Source organism: Pseudomonas sp. M2(2023), assembly GCF_030263955.1.
Taxonomy (GTDB): Bacteria; Pseudomonadota; Gammaproteobacteria; order Pseudomonadales; family Pseudomonadaceae; genus Aquipseudomonas; species Aquipseudomonas asiatica.
Genome location: NZ_CP127114.1, coordinates 2,993,166 through 3,008,887 on the forward strand (window position 1 = coordinate 2,993,166; position 15,722 = coordinate 3,008,887).

Annotated in this window: 15 protein-coding genes; 7 read left to right on the forward strand and 8 right to left on the reverse strand. The window is 63.8% G+C overall.

Going from position 1 to position 15,722, the window contains the following annotated elements; all coding sequences use genetic code 11:
- Positions 1-4: 4 nt before the first annotated feature.
- Together QN085_RS13865 and QN085_RS13870 are read right to left on the reverse strand one after the other, a co-directional pair.
- Positions 5-1,789: a GMC family oxidoreductase gene (locus tag QN085_RS13865; protein WP_015270510.1), complete on the reverse strand. Its 1,785-nt coding sequence runs from the start codon at positions 1,787-1,789 to the stop codon at positions 5-7.
- Positions 1,790-1,792: 3 nt separating this feature from the next.
- Positions 1,793-2,533, reverse strand: a complete 741-nt coding sequence (locus tag QN085_RS13870) for a gluconate 2-dehydrogenase subunit 3 family protein (protein ID WP_023662457.1) — start codon at positions 2,531-2,533, stop codon at positions 1,793-1,795.
- Between the two features lie 441 nt (positions 2,534-2,974).
- Between QN085_RS13870 and QN085_RS13875 the strand changes: the two genes are divergently transcribed.
- The 7 genes from QN085_RS13875 to QN085_RS13905 all read left to right on the forward strand — a co-directional run bounded on the left by QN085_RS13875 (position 2,975) and on the right by QN085_RS13905 (position 10,557).
- Positions 2,975-4,303 carry a hypothetical protein gene (locus QN085_RS13875; RefSeq protein WP_023662458.1) on the forward strand — a complete coding sequence of 443 codons (1,329 nt, stop codon included), beginning with the start codon at positions 2,975-2,977 and terminating at the stop codon, positions 4,301-4,303.
- 32 nt (positions 4,304-4,335) lie between these two features.
- Positions 4,336-6,567, forward strand: a complete 2,232-nt coding sequence (locus QN085_RS13880) for an Ig-like domain-containing protein (RefSeq protein ID WP_023662459.1) — start codon at positions 4,336-4,338, stop codon at positions 6,565-6,567.
- Between the two features lie 15 nt (positions 6,568-6,582).
- Entirely contained in the window at positions 6,583-7,056 is a 474-nt protein-coding gene (locus QN085_RS13885) for a curlin (protein ID WP_023662460.1), read from the forward strand.
- A 16-nt stretch (positions 7,057-7,072) separates the two neighbouring features.
- Entirely contained in the window at positions 7,073-8,518 is a 1,446-nt protein-coding gene (locus QN085_RS13890) for a curlin (protein ID WP_013972778.1), read from the forward strand.
- Positions 8,519-8,743: 225 nt separating this feature from the next.
- Positions 8,744-9,391: a DNA oxidative demethylase AlkB gene (alkB, locus tag QN085_RS13895; protein WP_041506443.1), complete on the forward strand. Its 648-nt coding sequence runs from the start codon at positions 8,744-8,746 to the stop codon at positions 9,389-9,391.
- Positions 9,392-9,558: 167 nt separating this feature from the next.
- Positions 9,559-9,846: a hypothetical protein gene (locus QN085_RS13900; protein ID WP_013972780.1), complete on the forward strand. Its 288-nt coding sequence runs from the start codon at positions 9,559-9,561 to the stop codon at positions 9,844-9,846.
- A gap of 96 nt (positions 9,847-9,942) precedes the next feature.
- A complete protein-coding gene (locus tag QN085_RS13905; protein WP_013972781.1) occupies positions 9,943-10,557 on the forward strand; it encodes a Yip1 family protein in 615 nt (204 codons plus the stop codon).
- A gap of 18 nt (positions 10,558-10,575) precedes the next feature.
- On the opposite strand, the gene QN085_RS13910 is transcribed toward QN085_RS13905, so the two are convergent.
- From QN085_RS13910 to QN085_RS13935, 6 genes are all read right to left on the reverse strand, one after another.
- Positions 10,576-10,836: a DUF1652 domain-containing protein gene (locus QN085_RS13910; protein WP_024087193.1), complete on the reverse strand. Its 261-nt coding sequence runs from the start codon at positions 10,834-10,836 to the stop codon at positions 10,576-10,578.
- Between the two features lie 184 nt (positions 10,837-11,020).
- Positions 11,021-11,950: a DNA-3-methyladenine glycosylase family protein gene (locus QN085_RS13915; protein WP_052484796.1), complete on the reverse strand. Its 930-nt coding sequence runs from the start codon at positions 11,948-11,950 to the stop codon at positions 11,021-11,023.
- A gap of 154 nt (positions 11,951-12,104) precedes the next feature.
- Positions 12,105-12,992, reverse strand: a complete 888-nt coding sequence (locus tag QN085_RS13920) for a pirin family protein (RefSeq protein WP_023662851.1) — start codon at positions 12,990-12,992, stop codon at positions 12,105-12,107.
- Positions 12,993-13,088: 96 nt separating this feature from the next.
- The gene (locus tag QN085_RS13925; RefSeq protein ID WP_023662850.1) at positions 13,089-14,063 is read right to left on the reverse strand and encodes a nucleotidyltransferase family protein; all 975 of its coding nucleotides are present in this window, start codon (positions 14,061-14,063) and stop codon (positions 13,089-13,091) included.
- 64 nt (positions 14,064-14,127) lie between these two features.
- Entirely contained in the window at positions 14,128-15,012 is an 885-nt protein-coding gene (locus tag QN085_RS13930; protein ID WP_023662849.1) for an alpha/beta fold hydrolase, read from the reverse strand.
- Between the two features lie 21 nt (positions 15,013-15,033).
- Positions 15,034-15,654 carry a LysE family translocator gene (locus QN085_RS13935; protein WP_015270522.1) on the reverse strand — a complete coding sequence of 207 codons (621 nt, stop codon included), beginning with the start codon at positions 15,652-15,654 and terminating at the stop codon, positions 15,034-15,036.
- Between the last annotated feature and the right edge of the window lie 68 nt (positions 15,655-15,722).

The following is a 15,722-nucleotide window of genomic DNA, read 5'->3' on the forward strand; positions in this document are numbered from 1 at the left end:
CTCCTCAAGCCTGAACCAGCGGGCCAGGGTTTTTCAGGTACTGCTCGCGGATGGCGCGGGCTGACCAGTAGGTCAGCGCAGCCACCAGCCCGGTCGGGTTGTAGCCCAACCCTTGGGGGAACGCCGAAGCCCCCGGAACGAACACGTTGTGCACGTCCCAGCTTTGCAGGTAGCGGTTCAGGGCACTGGTCTTCGGGTCGGTGCCCATGATCGCGCCGCCGTTCAGGTGGGTGGTCTGGTAGCTGGCGGTGTTGAAGTGGTCCTTGACCTTCTTGCCCAGCACGGCAATGGTCTTGGGGTTCATCGCCTGGGCGATCTTGCTCAGCTTGTCGACCATGAACTGGTTCATCCTGATGTCGTTTTCCTGCCAGTCGAAGGTCATGCGAAGCAGCGGCTGGCCATAGGCGTCGCGGTAGGTCGGGTCGAGGTCCAGGTAGTTGCCACGGTAGGACTGATGGGCACCATGCGCGTCCATCGACACCTGGTGGGTGTAGTAATCGGCGGTGGCCTTCTTCCAGGCGCTGCCCCAGGCCGGTGTGCCAGGCGGGGTGGCGCCGCCGGCAATCGGCCGTGTGCCGGCCTGGTTCACCCACATCGGCGAGCCACCGACGAAGCCGTGCGGGCCATGGTCGAAGTTGTCGGCGTTGAAGTCATCGATGGCGATGCCGTTGCCACCGGCGCCGATGAAGTTGTTGGTGTAGGTGTCCTTGTCGAAGAACGCCTTGACCGTGCCCATGTTCTGGTAGGCGAAGTTACGCCCGACCACGCCTTCGTTCCTGATGGGGTCGTACGGTTTGCCGATGCCGGACAGCAGCATCAGGCGTACGTTGTTGAACTGGAACGCCGCCAGGATCACCAGGTCCGCCGGCTGCTCCACTTCCCGCCCCTGGGCGTCGATGTAGGTGACGCCGGTGGCCTTGCGCTTGCTGTCGTCCAGGTTCACCCGCAGCACATGGGCGTTGGGCCGCAATTCGAAGTTCGGCACCTGGCGCAGCGCCGGCAGGATGTTCACGTTGGGCGAGGCCTTGGAGTACATGTAGCACACGTAGCCGCTGCAGAAACCGCAGAAGTTGCATGGCCCCATCTGCGCCCCGTACGGATTGGTGTATGAGCCGGAGGTGTTGGCCGAGGGCAGGTTGTAGGGCTTGTAGCCCAGGCTGGCCGCCGCCTTTTCGAACAGCCTGGCCGACACCACGTTTTTCTGCGAAGGCAGCGGGAACGGGCTGGAACGGTCTGGCGCATAGGGGTTGCCGCCCTTCCCTTCGCCAACGACCTGGCCGTTGACGGTCCAGGCCTGGCCAGAGGTACCGAACACCTTCTCGGCGAAGTCGAAGTGCGGTTCCAGTTCTTCGTAGCTGACCCCGAAGTCCTGGATAGTCATGTCTTCGGGGATGAACTTGCGCCCGTAGCGTTCTTCGTAGTGGCTGCGCATGCGCAGCTCCATCGGGTCTACCCGGAAGTGCACGCCAGACCAGTGCAGGCCTGCGCCACCTACACCTTTGCCCGGCAGGAAGGCACCGAGCTGGCGATTGGGCAGCGCCACGTCGTTCATGCCGTGGCGGATGGTGACGGTCTCTTTGGACACATCGACGAACAGCTTCTTGCGCACGCTGTAGGTCAGCTCGTCGATCACCTGCGGGTAGCTGCCTTCCGGGTAGGTGTCCTGCATCGGCCCCCGCTCCAGGGCCAGCACTTGCAGCCCCGCCTCGGTCAGTTCCTTGGCCATGATCGCGCCGGCCCAGCCGAAGCCCACGATCACCGCGTCCACTTTCTTCATCACGGTCGTCATGCCTCAGGCCCTCTCGCCACGGATCGAAACAGCGGGGAACGGGTAAGGCTCGTTGCGCTCGACCCAATCCATGAAATCGGCACGGGCGCCGGGGAAGCCGATCTGGGTCCAGCCGACCATGCCTTTGTTGCCGCCATGGATCGGGTCGCAGAAGAACCCTTCACGGGTGTTCTGCACCAGCAGGCTGAAGAACACCTTGGCTGGCACGGCGTCGAAAACCAGCTCTCCAGCCTCGATCTTGCTGAGAATGCGGTCTCGGGTAGCGCTATCTTGCGCAGCAAAAACTTGCCCGGAATTGGCCTTGCACCAGCCATCCACGGCGGCGATGCCCAGGCGGTAGATCTGTTGCGGGCTGAGTTGCAGCTGGTACCCCAGTTCGGGCGCGGCGTCGGCCTTGAAAGGGCCTTGCATGTACCACTGCGCGCCAGTTGCGTAGGGGGTGTTCATCTGCCGGTCGATGAATTCGGCAGCGCCGGCTTCAAGTGCGCCAGGGCCAAGTTCGTCGGCCGGGATGATGCGCGAGACGGCAGCCTGCACGAAGGCCCACTCCTCGGCAGTGAAGAAAGTCGGCTGGTAGTTGCCCACAGGCGGCGTGGCCGGCACTTTGGGCTCGTGTTGCGGGGCCGCAAGCAGCTGACTGGCACCCACGCCAAGCCCCGTGCTGGCCACTGTGATCACAGGGATCAAGGTCAAGGTCTTGCGCAGAAAGTCCCTGCGCGGATTGTCGGGGGCATGCTCAGGCATTGCGAATCCTCATCGGCTGTGTGCGGCCTTGAAAAGCGCCATCTGATTTTCAATATGGGGGGGTCTTGATGGGCCATCAAGAAAACAGCCGGATAATCTAGCGCGTTCAGAAATGTTTTGAAACCGGTTTCAGGCTTGATTTCAAAGGGCTGCCCGGGCTTTGCGGCCGGCCGGCCTTGGCTGGCTACATGGGTATTCGCCGCAAGACCGCACCTACAGGGCCGCGTTCACGCAATTGATTGGGTCGGTACCACCTGCCCCAGTCCCCAACCTTGGGGACACGGTACCCAACGGCCCACCCCCTGCAATCGCCCTTGCAAGAGAAATGGATCCCTTGCCCTGCAAGGGCTGCAGCACATTTTTTCTGCCTTGGCACGCCTATTGCCGATCTCCTGCCAGACGCCCCAAGTCCATGGGCCCGTTTGCAGGAGGAAATGTCTCATGCACCGACCGATACCCCACCCGCTGGCATTGGCCATTTTCGCCGGCATGCTCCAACTCCCGGCGCAGGCTGCCTTGAACGCTGTCGATCCAGGCGCCTATGTTCCCGCCAACGGTGGCTTCCCAGCCTGGTACCAGGACAGTCACGGTCGTACCCTCGACCTGTGCCTGACAAAGGCGGTCAGCTCGCGTGTGCCTGGCGCACCCGGCGCACCTTCGTACATGTGCACGCTGCTGCCCACCCCCGGCGTGTTCGACGATACCCAACCCATCGTATTCCCCACCAACTTCCCTGACGAAGCTTTCTGGTTCACCGCCGATGCCGCCATCGTCGACGCCACTCGCGGCATCGACCTCAGCTACGGCACCGCGATCGAAGCGGCATTTGCCGCCGAAGAACCGGTCGACGGCGACCAGGTCAGCTTCGCCCGGGTGCGTATCCGGGTCGACGTGCCAACCGCCGGCACCTACGTGGTCACTCACCCGTACGGCGTCGAAGTGTTCGACGTACCTGCGCCCGGGCGCCGGGCGATCAATATGACCCGCGACATCGGCATTGCCGGCGCAGGCGACTTCACCGGCGCCCTGAAAGGCGATGTCGGGCCGTTCCTGCGCAGTGTCAACGGCCCCTACACCGAAGGCAGCGAGCGCTTCATCGGCGACCCGAACCTGGAAGAACGGGTGACCGGCAGCCCCTTCAATACCAACTACGTGCGCATCGAAGGCCCCGGCGGCATCGACCTGCGCACCGAGCTGTTCGCGGTTTCGGGCAAGCTTTCCGAAGTGACCCTGCCAACCCCGCTGATGCCGCAACGCAGTACCTACTCGCGGCATACCGAGAACGGCGACCTGCGCGCCCAGCAGGACATCTTCGTGATGGCCCCGCCGCCACCGGCCAGCGTCACCCTGACCAGCCAGACACCCAACCTGAACCTCACCGAGGCCAACGGTACCGGTGCCTGGTACGCCCAGTCGGTGCTCGACCCGGCCGCCGGGACGATTCTGACGCTGACCGCCGACAACAGCGTGGCGATCCCTGCCAGCAGCCTGACCACCGCCAATGTACCGCTGACCGACCTGGTCGTTATCACCCAGGCCCAGTTCCGTCTGTCCACCGGCGAGCTGACCTTGGTGGCCAGCACCAGCGACGAAACCACGCCGCCAGTGCTCACCGCACACACCGGCAACGGCGCGCTGATCGGCAACCTGAGCGGCACAGGCGCCGTGAAGACGCTGAGCACCAGCCTGTCGCCGATCCCGCCGGCCAAGGTGCAGGTCACCAGTACCAACGGCGGTAGCGACACCGAAGACGTGGTGCTGGTGCCATGAACAGACAAAGGCTCAGCCTTCAAGGAGGCAGCATGAACACTTGGTCGCGCCGTGCGCTGTTGGCCGCCGGTTTCTCCCTTACCGTTACCAGCGCCGCGTTTGCCGCGCTGTCCGATGTCGACCCGGGGCCCTACACCTTCGCCACCGGTGGCTATCCGATGTGGTACAAGGACAGCCTCGACCAGTCCCTGGAGCTGTGCCAATCCCGTGCTACCAGTACGCGTGCGCCAGGCGCGCCGGGGGCACCGGCCTACATGTGTACCTTGTTGCCCGAGCCTGGTATCTATGACGATACCCTGCCGCTGGTGTTCCCGGACAACTGGCCGCCCGAGATGTTCTGGTTCCTGGCGGAAACCACCATTCCGCAGGTCGGCAACAGCGGCTATGAACTGGAGGTTTATGTAGCCGGGGTGGAGGCTGCCTTCGCCGCCGAAAACCCTGTCGATGGTGACCAGCAAAGCTTCGCCCGGATCCGCATCCGTGCTTCGGTCCCAAGTACCGGTACCTACACCATCACCCATCCCTACGGGGTGGAGACGGTCAACGTCACCACGGCGGGGCGTCGGGCGATCAACATCACCCGGGACATTGGCATTGGCGCACCAGGCAACTTCCGGGGAGCGCTGGCGGGGGCGATCGGCCCTTGGCTGAAGGGTGTTGGCGGGCCTTACACCGAGGTCAACCCCGATACCGGCGCCATCGAAACCTACATCGGCGACCCCAATATCACCGAGGCGGTGACCGGCAGCCCCTTCAATACCAACTTCGTGCGCATTCAAGGCCCCGCTGGCACCATCCAGACCAACACCTTCACTGTTTCAGGCAAGGTACTCGACCAACGGGCCCAGACCCCGGTCAGCCTGGAACGCGCCACCTATTCGCGCAATGCCACCGGCACCCGTACGGAAGTGTTCGCCAAGGCGCCCAGCGCAGCCAGCCTGTGCATGCGCAATGGCATTGCCCTGGTCGGCACCCCGCCTTCGCCGTGCCAGTACACCCTCACCGCCGACAACAACGGGCTGTTCTTCCACCAGCAGTTCGGCCAGGAAGCACCGCCTACAGTGGTGGTGGTCACCGCCAGCGACAGCGCCGGCGGTACCCAGCCGACCGCGCTGTCGAGCAAGCTCACCGACGTGGTCAAGGTCGGCACCGCACGCTACGACTGGGCCAACAAGCGCCTGTTGATAGAGGCCAGTTCCAGTGACGAAGTGGCGGTCCCGGACCTGATCGCCCAAGGCTACGGTCGCCTGTCCAAGGCGGGCACGCTGCAGAGCCTGACCGTCAACGACGTGCCGCAGCCACCAGCCACCATCACGGTGAAATCGGCACGCGGCGGCAGCGATGTCGAACCGGTAGTCGTGGTCGGCAACGCGCCGGTCGAGGCGGCCAACCAGCCGCCGCTGGCCCAGGCCGATACCGGCAGTACCAGCGTGGGCATCCCGATCACCCTCAACCTGCTGCAGAACGACAGCGACCCGGATGGCAACGTACCGCTGACCATCAGCGACCTTACCCAGCCCGGTACCGGTCTTGGCGGCGTGGTGATGAACGGCACCACCTCGGTCACCTACACCCCGCCAGCCGGGGCCACGCAACCCGTGGTGGCCACCTTCAGCTACCGGGCGGTGGACGCCAAGGGCCTGAAGTCGGAACCAGCCACGGTCACCATCAACGTGGCGCCCAACCAGGCCCCGACCGCCAACCCGGAAACGGTCGCCACCCTGGGCGTTCCTTTGACCATCAACGTGCTGGCCAACGACACCGATCCGGAAGGCAACGTACCGCTGAGCGTTGCTGCCGTCACCCAGCCGGCTGCCGGCCGGGGCACCGTCAGTACCGACGGCACCACGGTGACCTACACCCCACCGGCCACGGTGACCACGGCCTTCACCACTACCTTCACCTACCAGGCTCGTGACTCGCTGGGGGCCCTGTCCAACGCCGGCACCGTCACCGTCAACGTATCGCCACGGCCCGCCGCCGAAACCTTCACGGTCACGACCGCCACGGTCACGGCACGCTCCAACAACCGTTACAACTGGGACCTCAGCGGTACCTCGTCGGTCACCACCGGCAATACCGTCACCGTGCGGGTAACCACCACTACCGGCGTGCAGACCCTTGGCACCGCCACGGTGGCGCTGACCGGCCGCTGGCGCCTGGCGGTGAGCAACAGCACCACGATCATCCCGACTGCGGCACCGACGGCGACGATCACCACCAGCCAGGGCACCACACGCACCGTCAACGTAACCGTGCAGTAAAGGCCGGAGGTTGCAATGAGACGCCTGTACTCCCTGCTGCTCGGCCTGGCTGTGGTGGGCCAGGCCTGCTGGGCCGAGGACCTGCTGGACAATGCCGACCTCGCACCCGGCAACGACCTCGGCGAACCGGTGATCATCCGCCTGCTGCCGGCCAGCGCCGGCCAGGCTGCGGTGATCGAGCAGCAAGGCGCGGGCAACCGCGCCGCCCTCGACCAGAACGGCCAGGCCCTGTTGGGCCGCATCGTCCAGGCCGGTGGCACGCAGGAAGCGTACATCTTGCAGGAAGGCAGTGACCTGATGGCCTTCATCAGCCAACAGGGGAATGGCAACAGCGCGTCGATCCGCCAGACCGGCAGCAGCAACAGTGCGGCCATCGAGCAGATCGGCAACGACAACAGCGCCAGCATCGTGCAGTCCGGCACCGGCCTGAACAGCTCCGTGACCCAGGCCGGCAATGGTCAGCACGTGCAGATAACCCAATACCGATAGACCTGGAGGCACCCCCATGTACAAGCTCGCTCCGTTAAGTGCCGCTATCGTCCTGGCCCTCGCAGGTCAGGCCATGGCTGCTGACAGCACCTCGTCCCAGACCCAGGATGGCAAGGAAAACATCGCTGAAGTCAGCCAGTCCCTGGCGCCATTCGCTTCGGCTACCCAGACCCAGACCGGCAAGGGCAATAACCACCTGGCGGTGCAATCGGATAGCACCAGCGATATCCAGCAGAGCGCCAACGGCCAATACAACGCAGGCTACGCCGACCAGCTGTTCGAGAACGGCAGCCAGGTCACCCAGCACGCAAGCGGCAGCTACAACGATGCCTTCGCCAGCCAGTCACTGGGCTTGGGCAACCAGTCGCTGCAAACCCAGCAAGGCGCGCAAAACGCCTCGACCGTATGGCAGGAAAGCCAGGAAGGCAGCAAGGCCACCACCTGGCAATCCGGCCAGCGCAACGAAGCTTTCATCGAGCAGATCTTTGGTGGCAGCAACAACCGCAGCAGCATCAACCAGACCGGCCAGGAAAACTACGCCGCCGCCGAGCACCTGAGCCACGTCGATGGTGATATCCAGGTCTACCAGGACGGCACGGGCAACTGGGCGTATGGCGACCAGCGCGACGGCACCGGCGGCACCATCGGCATTGGCCAGTACGGTGGCGGCAACTCGGTGGAAGTGTGGCAGGACAACCAGACCGCCAGCCAGGCATCAGTGACCCAGTCCGGCCAGATGAACGAAGGCTATATCGACCAGAGCTTCGGCATGAACAACAAGGTCAGCCTGTCGCAACAGGGCACGGCCAACGCCAGCTGGTCGGACCAGTTCGAGACCAGCAACTCGACCACCACCATCACCCAGACTGGTAGCAACAACGTGCATTTCACCTACCAGAACGGTGAAAACCTCAACCTGACCATCAACACCAAGGGCACTGGCAACAGCGTCACCGCCAGCAACTGGAAAGGCGCCAAGATGGGCGGCCAGTTCGGTACCAACCAGACTGCCACCATCAACCAGAATGGCAATGGCAACGGCGTCAACCTGACCCAGAACGGTGACAACCAGCTGGCCACGCTGACCCAGAAAGGCACCGGCAACCAAATGGAGACCAAGCAGGCCGACATGAACAACGAGCTGTACTTCGAACAGAACGGCACCGACAACATCCTGATCGCCGACCAGCGTGGCACCGACAACTATGCCTACGGCAACAGCCAGGGCAACGGCAACGTCATCAACCTGGACCAGTCCGGCTACAGCAACCAGAGCTACACCAACCAGCTGTACGGTAGCGGCAACGAAGCCAACATCAAGCAGGTTGACAGCTACAACATTGCCTACGTGACCCAAGGAGGCCAGGGCAACAAGGCGTATGTCGACCAGAGCGGTGTGACCCAGACCGCGACCATCAGCCAGCTGGGCAGCGCGAACGTGGCCACTGTGACCCAGCAGTAGATCGCTCCCCCCTTGAACCGCGGTGCTCCTCTCCCTGGTGCCGCGGTTCCTTTTTATTCCTGTCAGAATCTTTTCTTGCCGACCTGTCCGCGGGCACGCCCGCTCTCACAGGTGCTCCACCGCCGTCAAAGCTTGCGCCAACCCTGTGGGAGCGGGCATGCCCGCGAATAGGCCAAGCCTGCCAAGCGCATTACAATGGTCCACACCCCAACCGATGCCTGCCCCATGATCCAGTCCGACCTCGACCTGTTCGGCACCCAGCCGCAACGCCTGGCCAGCCACACCGTGCTGCTGCCCGGCTTCGCTCTGGCCGAGATCGAGGCCCTGCTCGATGCCCTGCGCCCGGTGCTGCGTGCCGCGCCGTTCCGGCACATGCACACCCCGGGCGGCCTGCGCATGGCGGTAGGGCTGACCAACTGCGGCACGTTGGGTTGGGTCAGTGACCAACACGGCTACCGCTACAGCCCCTGCGACCCGCTCAGCGGCAAACCTTGGCCCGCCCTGCCCCCCGTGTTGCTCGAACTGGCCGCCCGCGCTGCGAGCATGGCCGGGTTCGACGGTTTCGTACCAGATGCCTGCCTGGTCAACCATTACCTGCCGGGCACCCGCCTGAGCCTGCACCAGGACCGCGACGAGCAGGACTTCGGCCAGCCGATCGTGTCGGTGTCGCTGGGCTTGCCGGCGGTGTTCCTGTTCGGTGGCCTGCAGCGCACCGACAAGACCCAGCGCATCCCGCTGAGCCACGGCGATGTGCTGGTCTGGGGTGGCGAGGACCGCCTGCGCTTTCACGGCGTGCTCCCGATCAAGCCTGGCGTGCATCCGCGCCTCGGTGAACGGCGGATCAACCTGACCTTGCGCAAGGCCGGTGGCTGAAGCGGCCAACGGCCCGTAACCGGCGCAAACAGGATGAACGCGCATGAAACAGGTTGAACATCTTGGCCAGGCAAGCTTCAAACGATATGCCATGCCCTGTTCAGCCTGGAGCCCGCCATGCCCTACCAGCCCTGTTACCCGCCCTCTCAAAGCGGAGCCGCGCGCCTATGAAAATGCCCTGCCGCGCGCCCAATGCCTCACTACAGCTCGATTACGTACGCGACACCCTGTTCGGCCCGGTGGCGCAAAGCGTGGAGTGCCAGTGCCAACTCGCCGCCCTCGACCTGCAAGGCCGCCCCGGCCTGCGCCTGCACATTTGCCCGCCCCTGCCCGACAAGGTCGACCGCGCCCACAGCGTGGCCTTCGTCTGGGACGGGCGCAGTTACCACGGAGTGGTCCGCGACCAGGGCAAGTGCGGTGATGGCGGCCTGAACCTGCTGCTGGAACTGCTGTAAGACGATCAACGGCGATCAACCCGGCTGAACCCACCGGGCGCGTCACGTCTCCATAGCAAAAGGGCCCATGCCTGCCGGAGAACGCGGAGAACGTCAATGAACAGTCCGTTGCTCAAACTCTTCACTCACCCCGCCGACGCCTGGCTGGAAATCCGCCGGGCCGAGGAAGACCACCCGCAGCAATATCTGCCGCGCCTGTTGGTCCTGGCACTAATCCCCGCTGTGTGCCTGTTCGTCGGCACGACCACCTTCGGCTGGAGCCTGGCGGCCGAGGAACGGGTGCGCCTGAGCATGACCAGCGCCGCCCAACTGGCGGGCTTGCTCTACGCCACAACGGTCGTCGGGGTAATGTTGATGGGCACGATGATCCGCTGGATGTCGCGCGGTTTCGATGCACAGCCCAGCCTCAACCAGTGCATCGGCTTTGCCGCCTACTGCGCCACACCATGGTTCTTTGCCGGGGTGGTCGGCCTGCTACCGATCCGCTGGCTGGCGCTGGCGGCACTGCTGGCTGCCTCGGCGTATGCCAGCGTGTTGCTGTATGGCGGATTGCAGACCTTCCTGCGGCTGAAGAAGGAACAGGCCATGCTGTTCGCGACCTGCGTGTGGGGGGTGGGGTTACTGCTGCTGGTCACCATCCTGGTGGCGATGATCCTGTTCTGGTTCAACGGCCTGATGCCGGAATATGTGCGCCCGGCCAACGTGGGCTGACCGGGCGCGGCAGGCGCCTCAGGCAATCGCCTTGAGTGTCGCCGGGTGGCTGTCACGCAGCGCGTGCAGCTGCCCCACCAGGTTGACCAGGTCACGGCAACTGTTGAGGCTTTGCAGGGGGACCCCGCTCAGGGTCACGCCCTCGTCGAGGCTCTGGCCCTGACCCAGGCGTATGGTCAGGTTGGCGCCATCCGTGCAGCTGACTTCGCAACGGTCGGGCAGGCAGGCCTGCTCGATCATCTGCCGCATTTCTAGCATCGAAACTCCTATCAACGACATGGTACGACCCTCTCTTTGGGATGGCCTGTTGTGTGAGTACGCCTTTGTCGGGCGAGGTGCCAATTGATATTGCGCATGCCGGGGCAGGCGCTCATGCGCCTGGGCAATGATCATGCAGGGAATCCTCTAGCACCTTAGTGGAAGATTGCCTGCGCGGGCTGCGCGTTCGAACGCAATGGCAGACTTAGCGACGAGCGGTCCCGACAGGCCCTAGCGATGCCCAAAGATGCTGTGCCGCATAGGCTCGCCACGGTCGCCAGGCAAGGGCTCGTTGCGCAAGTTGGGCGTCCTCGCCTTCGAGCAGGCGCAACGCCTTGATCAACGCCACATCGCCCAGCGGCAAGGCATCGGCCGCGCCGGCCTGGCGCAATGCCAGGTAGTGCGCACTCCAGGGGCCGATACCCTTGAGCTGGCACAGGTTGCGCAGCAGTTCATCCAGCACCTGCCCGCGGCGCAGCAACCTGGGCTCGGCGAGCAATGCATTGGCCAGCGTGCCCAGGGTGGCGGCGCGCGCTCGCGGCATGCCCATGCCATCGAACTTCGCAACTGCCAATACCGGCAACGCCGGGAATACGTGGCTCAGGCCAGGTGCGGGCCAGCGCAAGGGCACGCCGTGGCGTTGCACCAGGCGGCCGGCCAGGGTCATGGCCCCGGCCACACTGACTTGCTGGCCCAGCACAGTGCGCATGGCCTGTTCGCAGGCGTCCCAGCCTTGTGGCACGCGCAGGCCTGGGCGCTCCTGTAGCAGGCGGGCCATCAGCGGATCGCGGGACAGTTCGGCATTGATGCGCGCGGGGTCGGCATCGAGATCGAAGGCCCGCCTCAGCCTGGCGATCAGGCCGGGTAGCGCGTCAGCCGGGACGCCTTCAAGGCGGACCCGCAGGTACTGGGTGCCCGAAGGTGTGGCGTGCAAGACGGCGTGTCGGCCGGCAATTACCAGGGTACGGCGGTAGGTGCCGTCGAGGCAGGTCTCGATGCCGGGGATGCAGCGGGCAGCGAGGAAGGCCAGGGTCGAGGGCCAGTGGTAAGGGGCACGGTAGCGCAGCCACAAGGTGTGGTGACCGGGGGTGGGCAATGATCGGCGTACGGCGTGCAGGGGGGTGAGCTTTGGCATGGCTGCATCATGCCAGCAAATGTAATAGCTGTACCGGCCCTATCGCCGGCAAGCCAGCTCCCACAGGTACAGCGTTGCTCTCGAGATTGTCGCTGTACCTGTGGGAGCTGGCTTGCCGGCGATAAGGCCGGACAATCCATTCAATCAGCCAGAATCAATGCGCCGCACCGTCCCGCGCTTCCTGCATCTGCCCGAACCGTCCGGCATGGAAGTCGTCGAACGACTCGGCAATTTCCGCCTGGCTGTTCATCACGAACGGGCCATAGCCCACGATCGGCTCATCGATCGGTTCACCGCTTAGCAGCAGCAAGCTGGCACCTTCCAGCGCTTCGATAGCGACATCCTCGCCGCCCCGGTCAAACAGCACCAGGCTGGATGGGCCGGCTTCTCGCTCGCCGTTGATCCGCACGTTGCCGCGCAACACCACCAGCGCCGCATTGCGCCCAGCGGCGACCGGCAGTTGCAAGGCTGCACCGGCATTCAGGCGCAGGTCCCAGACATCCATCGCAGTGAAGGTCCGCGCCGGCCCCGAATGCCTACGATAGTCACCGGCAATCACTCGCAGGCTGCCGCCCTCGCCGTCCAGCGTCACCACCGGGATGTCCTTGGCCAGCAGCGTCTGGTAGCCGGCCGCTGCGCGCTTGTCCCGCGCCGGCAGGTTGACCCACAGCTGTACCATCTCCAGCGTACCGCCAGTACGAGCGAAACCTGGGGAATGGAACTCTTCGTGGATGATGCCATTGGCAGCAGTCATCCACTGCACGTCGCCAGGGCCGATCAAGCCGCCAGCGCCGGTGGAGTCACGGTGTTCCAGTTCGCCTTGGTAGACGATAGTCACGGTCTCGAAGCCGCGGTGCGGGTGCTGGCCAACGCCGCGCCGCGCACTGGTCGGGGTGAAGTCATGAGGGCCGGCATAGTCCAGCAGCAGGAACGGGCTGATCTTGCTGGCCAGGTTGTCGTAGATGAACAGGCTGCGCACCGGGAAACCATCACCTACCCAGTGGGCGTGGGGGCTGCGGTGAATACCCAGAATCGTTTTCATGAGAAGGCTCCTCTCTTGGTTGAGATAACCTTACCAGTGAGACCAATCAGGCAATAGCCGGCTAAAATGGCATGCATCGTCTCATTTAAAGGACAATCAAAAAAAGACGGCGTGAAGTATCGGATGCCCCGCGTACTGCGACCTCAACCAATGCTCCAGCTTCAACGAAAAGGCTTGTCCCCGCCCCCTGAGTTCCCGATAGACCGGATCCGCCATGGCCTGGCCGGGGGTCAGACTATCCAGATGGCGGCGATTTTCCACCGAGGATATCAACTTGAGGAACACTGCGTAGTCTTCGAACACAGAAGCGCTGTAGGGGTTGGAGTCACCGAGCAATGCCAGGCGTTGCAGAGGGGTGAGGGCCAGCAATTGTTGAAGTCGCATGATCTTCGACGGCGCAGCGAGGCCGTGGACTTCGGCAATCGCCACGATACCGCCTGCAAAAAGCAGTTTTCGCGAAAATTGCAGTTTGATGTTGCGTACTCCCCACGCCTTGCCTTCGGCCCTCTTTTCCTCGAAATTCGCCATGAGGGTGCGGTAGTAGCGGATCAGGTCGTTAAGCAGGAACCTGGCAAGCCCGCTTCCATGATCATCAGGAATATAACGGCGCAGCAGGTCATTCTGCCACCAGGCAAAGGCCTTATGCCCGAAGAGGGCGCGGCCCTCGAGCAACATCAGCATTCGCCTGGTCAGCGCCGTATTGTCTTCGCATTTCCAGCCTATGTGTTCGCTAACGTCTGAGTACAGCGCCAACGCCCCTCGGCCGAATTTCGCCTCGTCGCTTTCTCCCGGATGGCTGATGGGCCGGACAAGGTCGCTGACCTGGCACAATATGTCGTCCAGACGATCCGCCGGCAAACTGGTGTCATGCACGATGAAGAAGTCGATGTCCGAAACAGGCGAAACCTCGCATCGGCCATAGGAGCCCACGCTGACCACAGCCAGAGGTGAACGCCCCGCCAGCGGTGCAAGCGTGCTGTACAGGGCCTGCCTGAGTGACTCGATTGACTTGCAGGAGTAGTCGTAGCGTTTTTGCAGATACGATGGCTGTAGCAGGGTCTTGCTGGTCATGTTCGTACGCTCGGGCAAAGCCCAAGATTACTCACGCCTTTGCGCCCGGTGCTGTCTGGAAAAACTATCCCGCCGGTCCCTGCAGCAGGAAGGCCTGCACTTCTTCGGCACACGCCTCAGGATGCTCCTGCATGAAGCAGTGCCCACCTGCAACCTGCCTGCCGCTGACCTTAGGGTTGAGCGCCACCAGGCGATTTACCGAATGCGGTACGAAGGGGTAGGTGTGCTCGCCGTACAGCACTTGCGTGGGCGTACGGATTGCCGCCAGGCTCGCCCACATGCGCTTGGGGAACGAACTGAATATTTCCACTTCGCGGCTGGGCCGGCACTTGAGCACCACCGCTTCGCCACAGTCGCCAATGGCATGCTCCACGTAGGCCCGCAGCGCCGCATCGGTCCACCCCTTGAAGATACCCCGCCCATGCAGCGAAGCCAGGGCTGCCTCGCGGTCGGGCCAGTGGCTGCGACGGCTGGCAGCCTTGCGCGCCAGGGCATGGCGCTGGTGCAAGCCGACCAGGGCTGCCATCCCCATCACGCCCAGCATGCGCCGGCTGAACAGTACCGGGTCGAGCAGCACGGCACGCGCGAACAGTTGCGGTTCACTGGCCAGGATCAGGCCGGTGAGCACGCCACCGAAGCTGTGCCCGACGGCAAAGCGCGGTACGTCACCATACTCGCCTCGCCCGGCTGCAAAAGCCTCCACCGCCAACGCAGCGGTCCGGTTCCAGCCACGGAACACCCCGCCATGGTCGCTGTCACCATGGCCCTGCACATCGCTGAGCCACAGGTCGAAATGTTCGCCCAGGCGCATCAGCAATGGCTGGTAGGCCAGGCAGCAGAAGCCGTTGCCGTGCAGAAAATGCAGTAACGGCTTGCCACTGGCCGGGGTTCGCCAGCCCCGCAGGGTGAAGCCTTCGGCGCATTCGTGAGACCAGGGAATCAACTGCATCGGCTTACTGTACTCGCGGGGTCAGGAAAACGCTGATTCTACAAACAGCAGCGGGTACAGTGAAATCACCAGCAACAAGGCCATCAGGACATTGAACAGCATCAGCCAGCGCGGGTTCTGCAACAAGTTGCGCAGGGCGCTGCCGAACATCACCCACACCCCGACGCTCGGCAGGTTGACCAAGGCGAACAAGGCGGCAATGACAATGACGTTGGTCACATAGCCCTGCGCCGGCGTGTAGGTGGTGATTGCCCCGACTGCCATCACCCAGGCCTTGGGGTTGACCCACTGGAATGCCGCTGCTCCCCAGAAGCCCAGCGGTTTGCGGGCACTGGACGAAGCTGTGCCAACCGGCCCGGAGGTGGCGATCTTCCAGGCCAGGTACAGCAGGTAGGCGGCACCGGTATAACGCAATACCGTATACAGCGCCGGCCAGGCCTTGAACACCTCGCCCAGGCCCAGGCCGACAGCCAGCACCATCACCATGAAACCGACACTGATGCCCAGGGCGTGGGGGATCGAGCGACGCACACCGAAATTCACCCCAGAGGCAAGCAGCATGGTGTTGTTGGGGCCAGGAGTGATGGAAGACACGAAGGCGAACAGCACGAAGGCGGTCAGCAGGTCGGCAGAGGCAAGCATGGCAGGCAATCCACTTTTTTTATGGGTGCTGTCACACTAACGGAGTCGCCCTCCTCTGCGACCGGCAC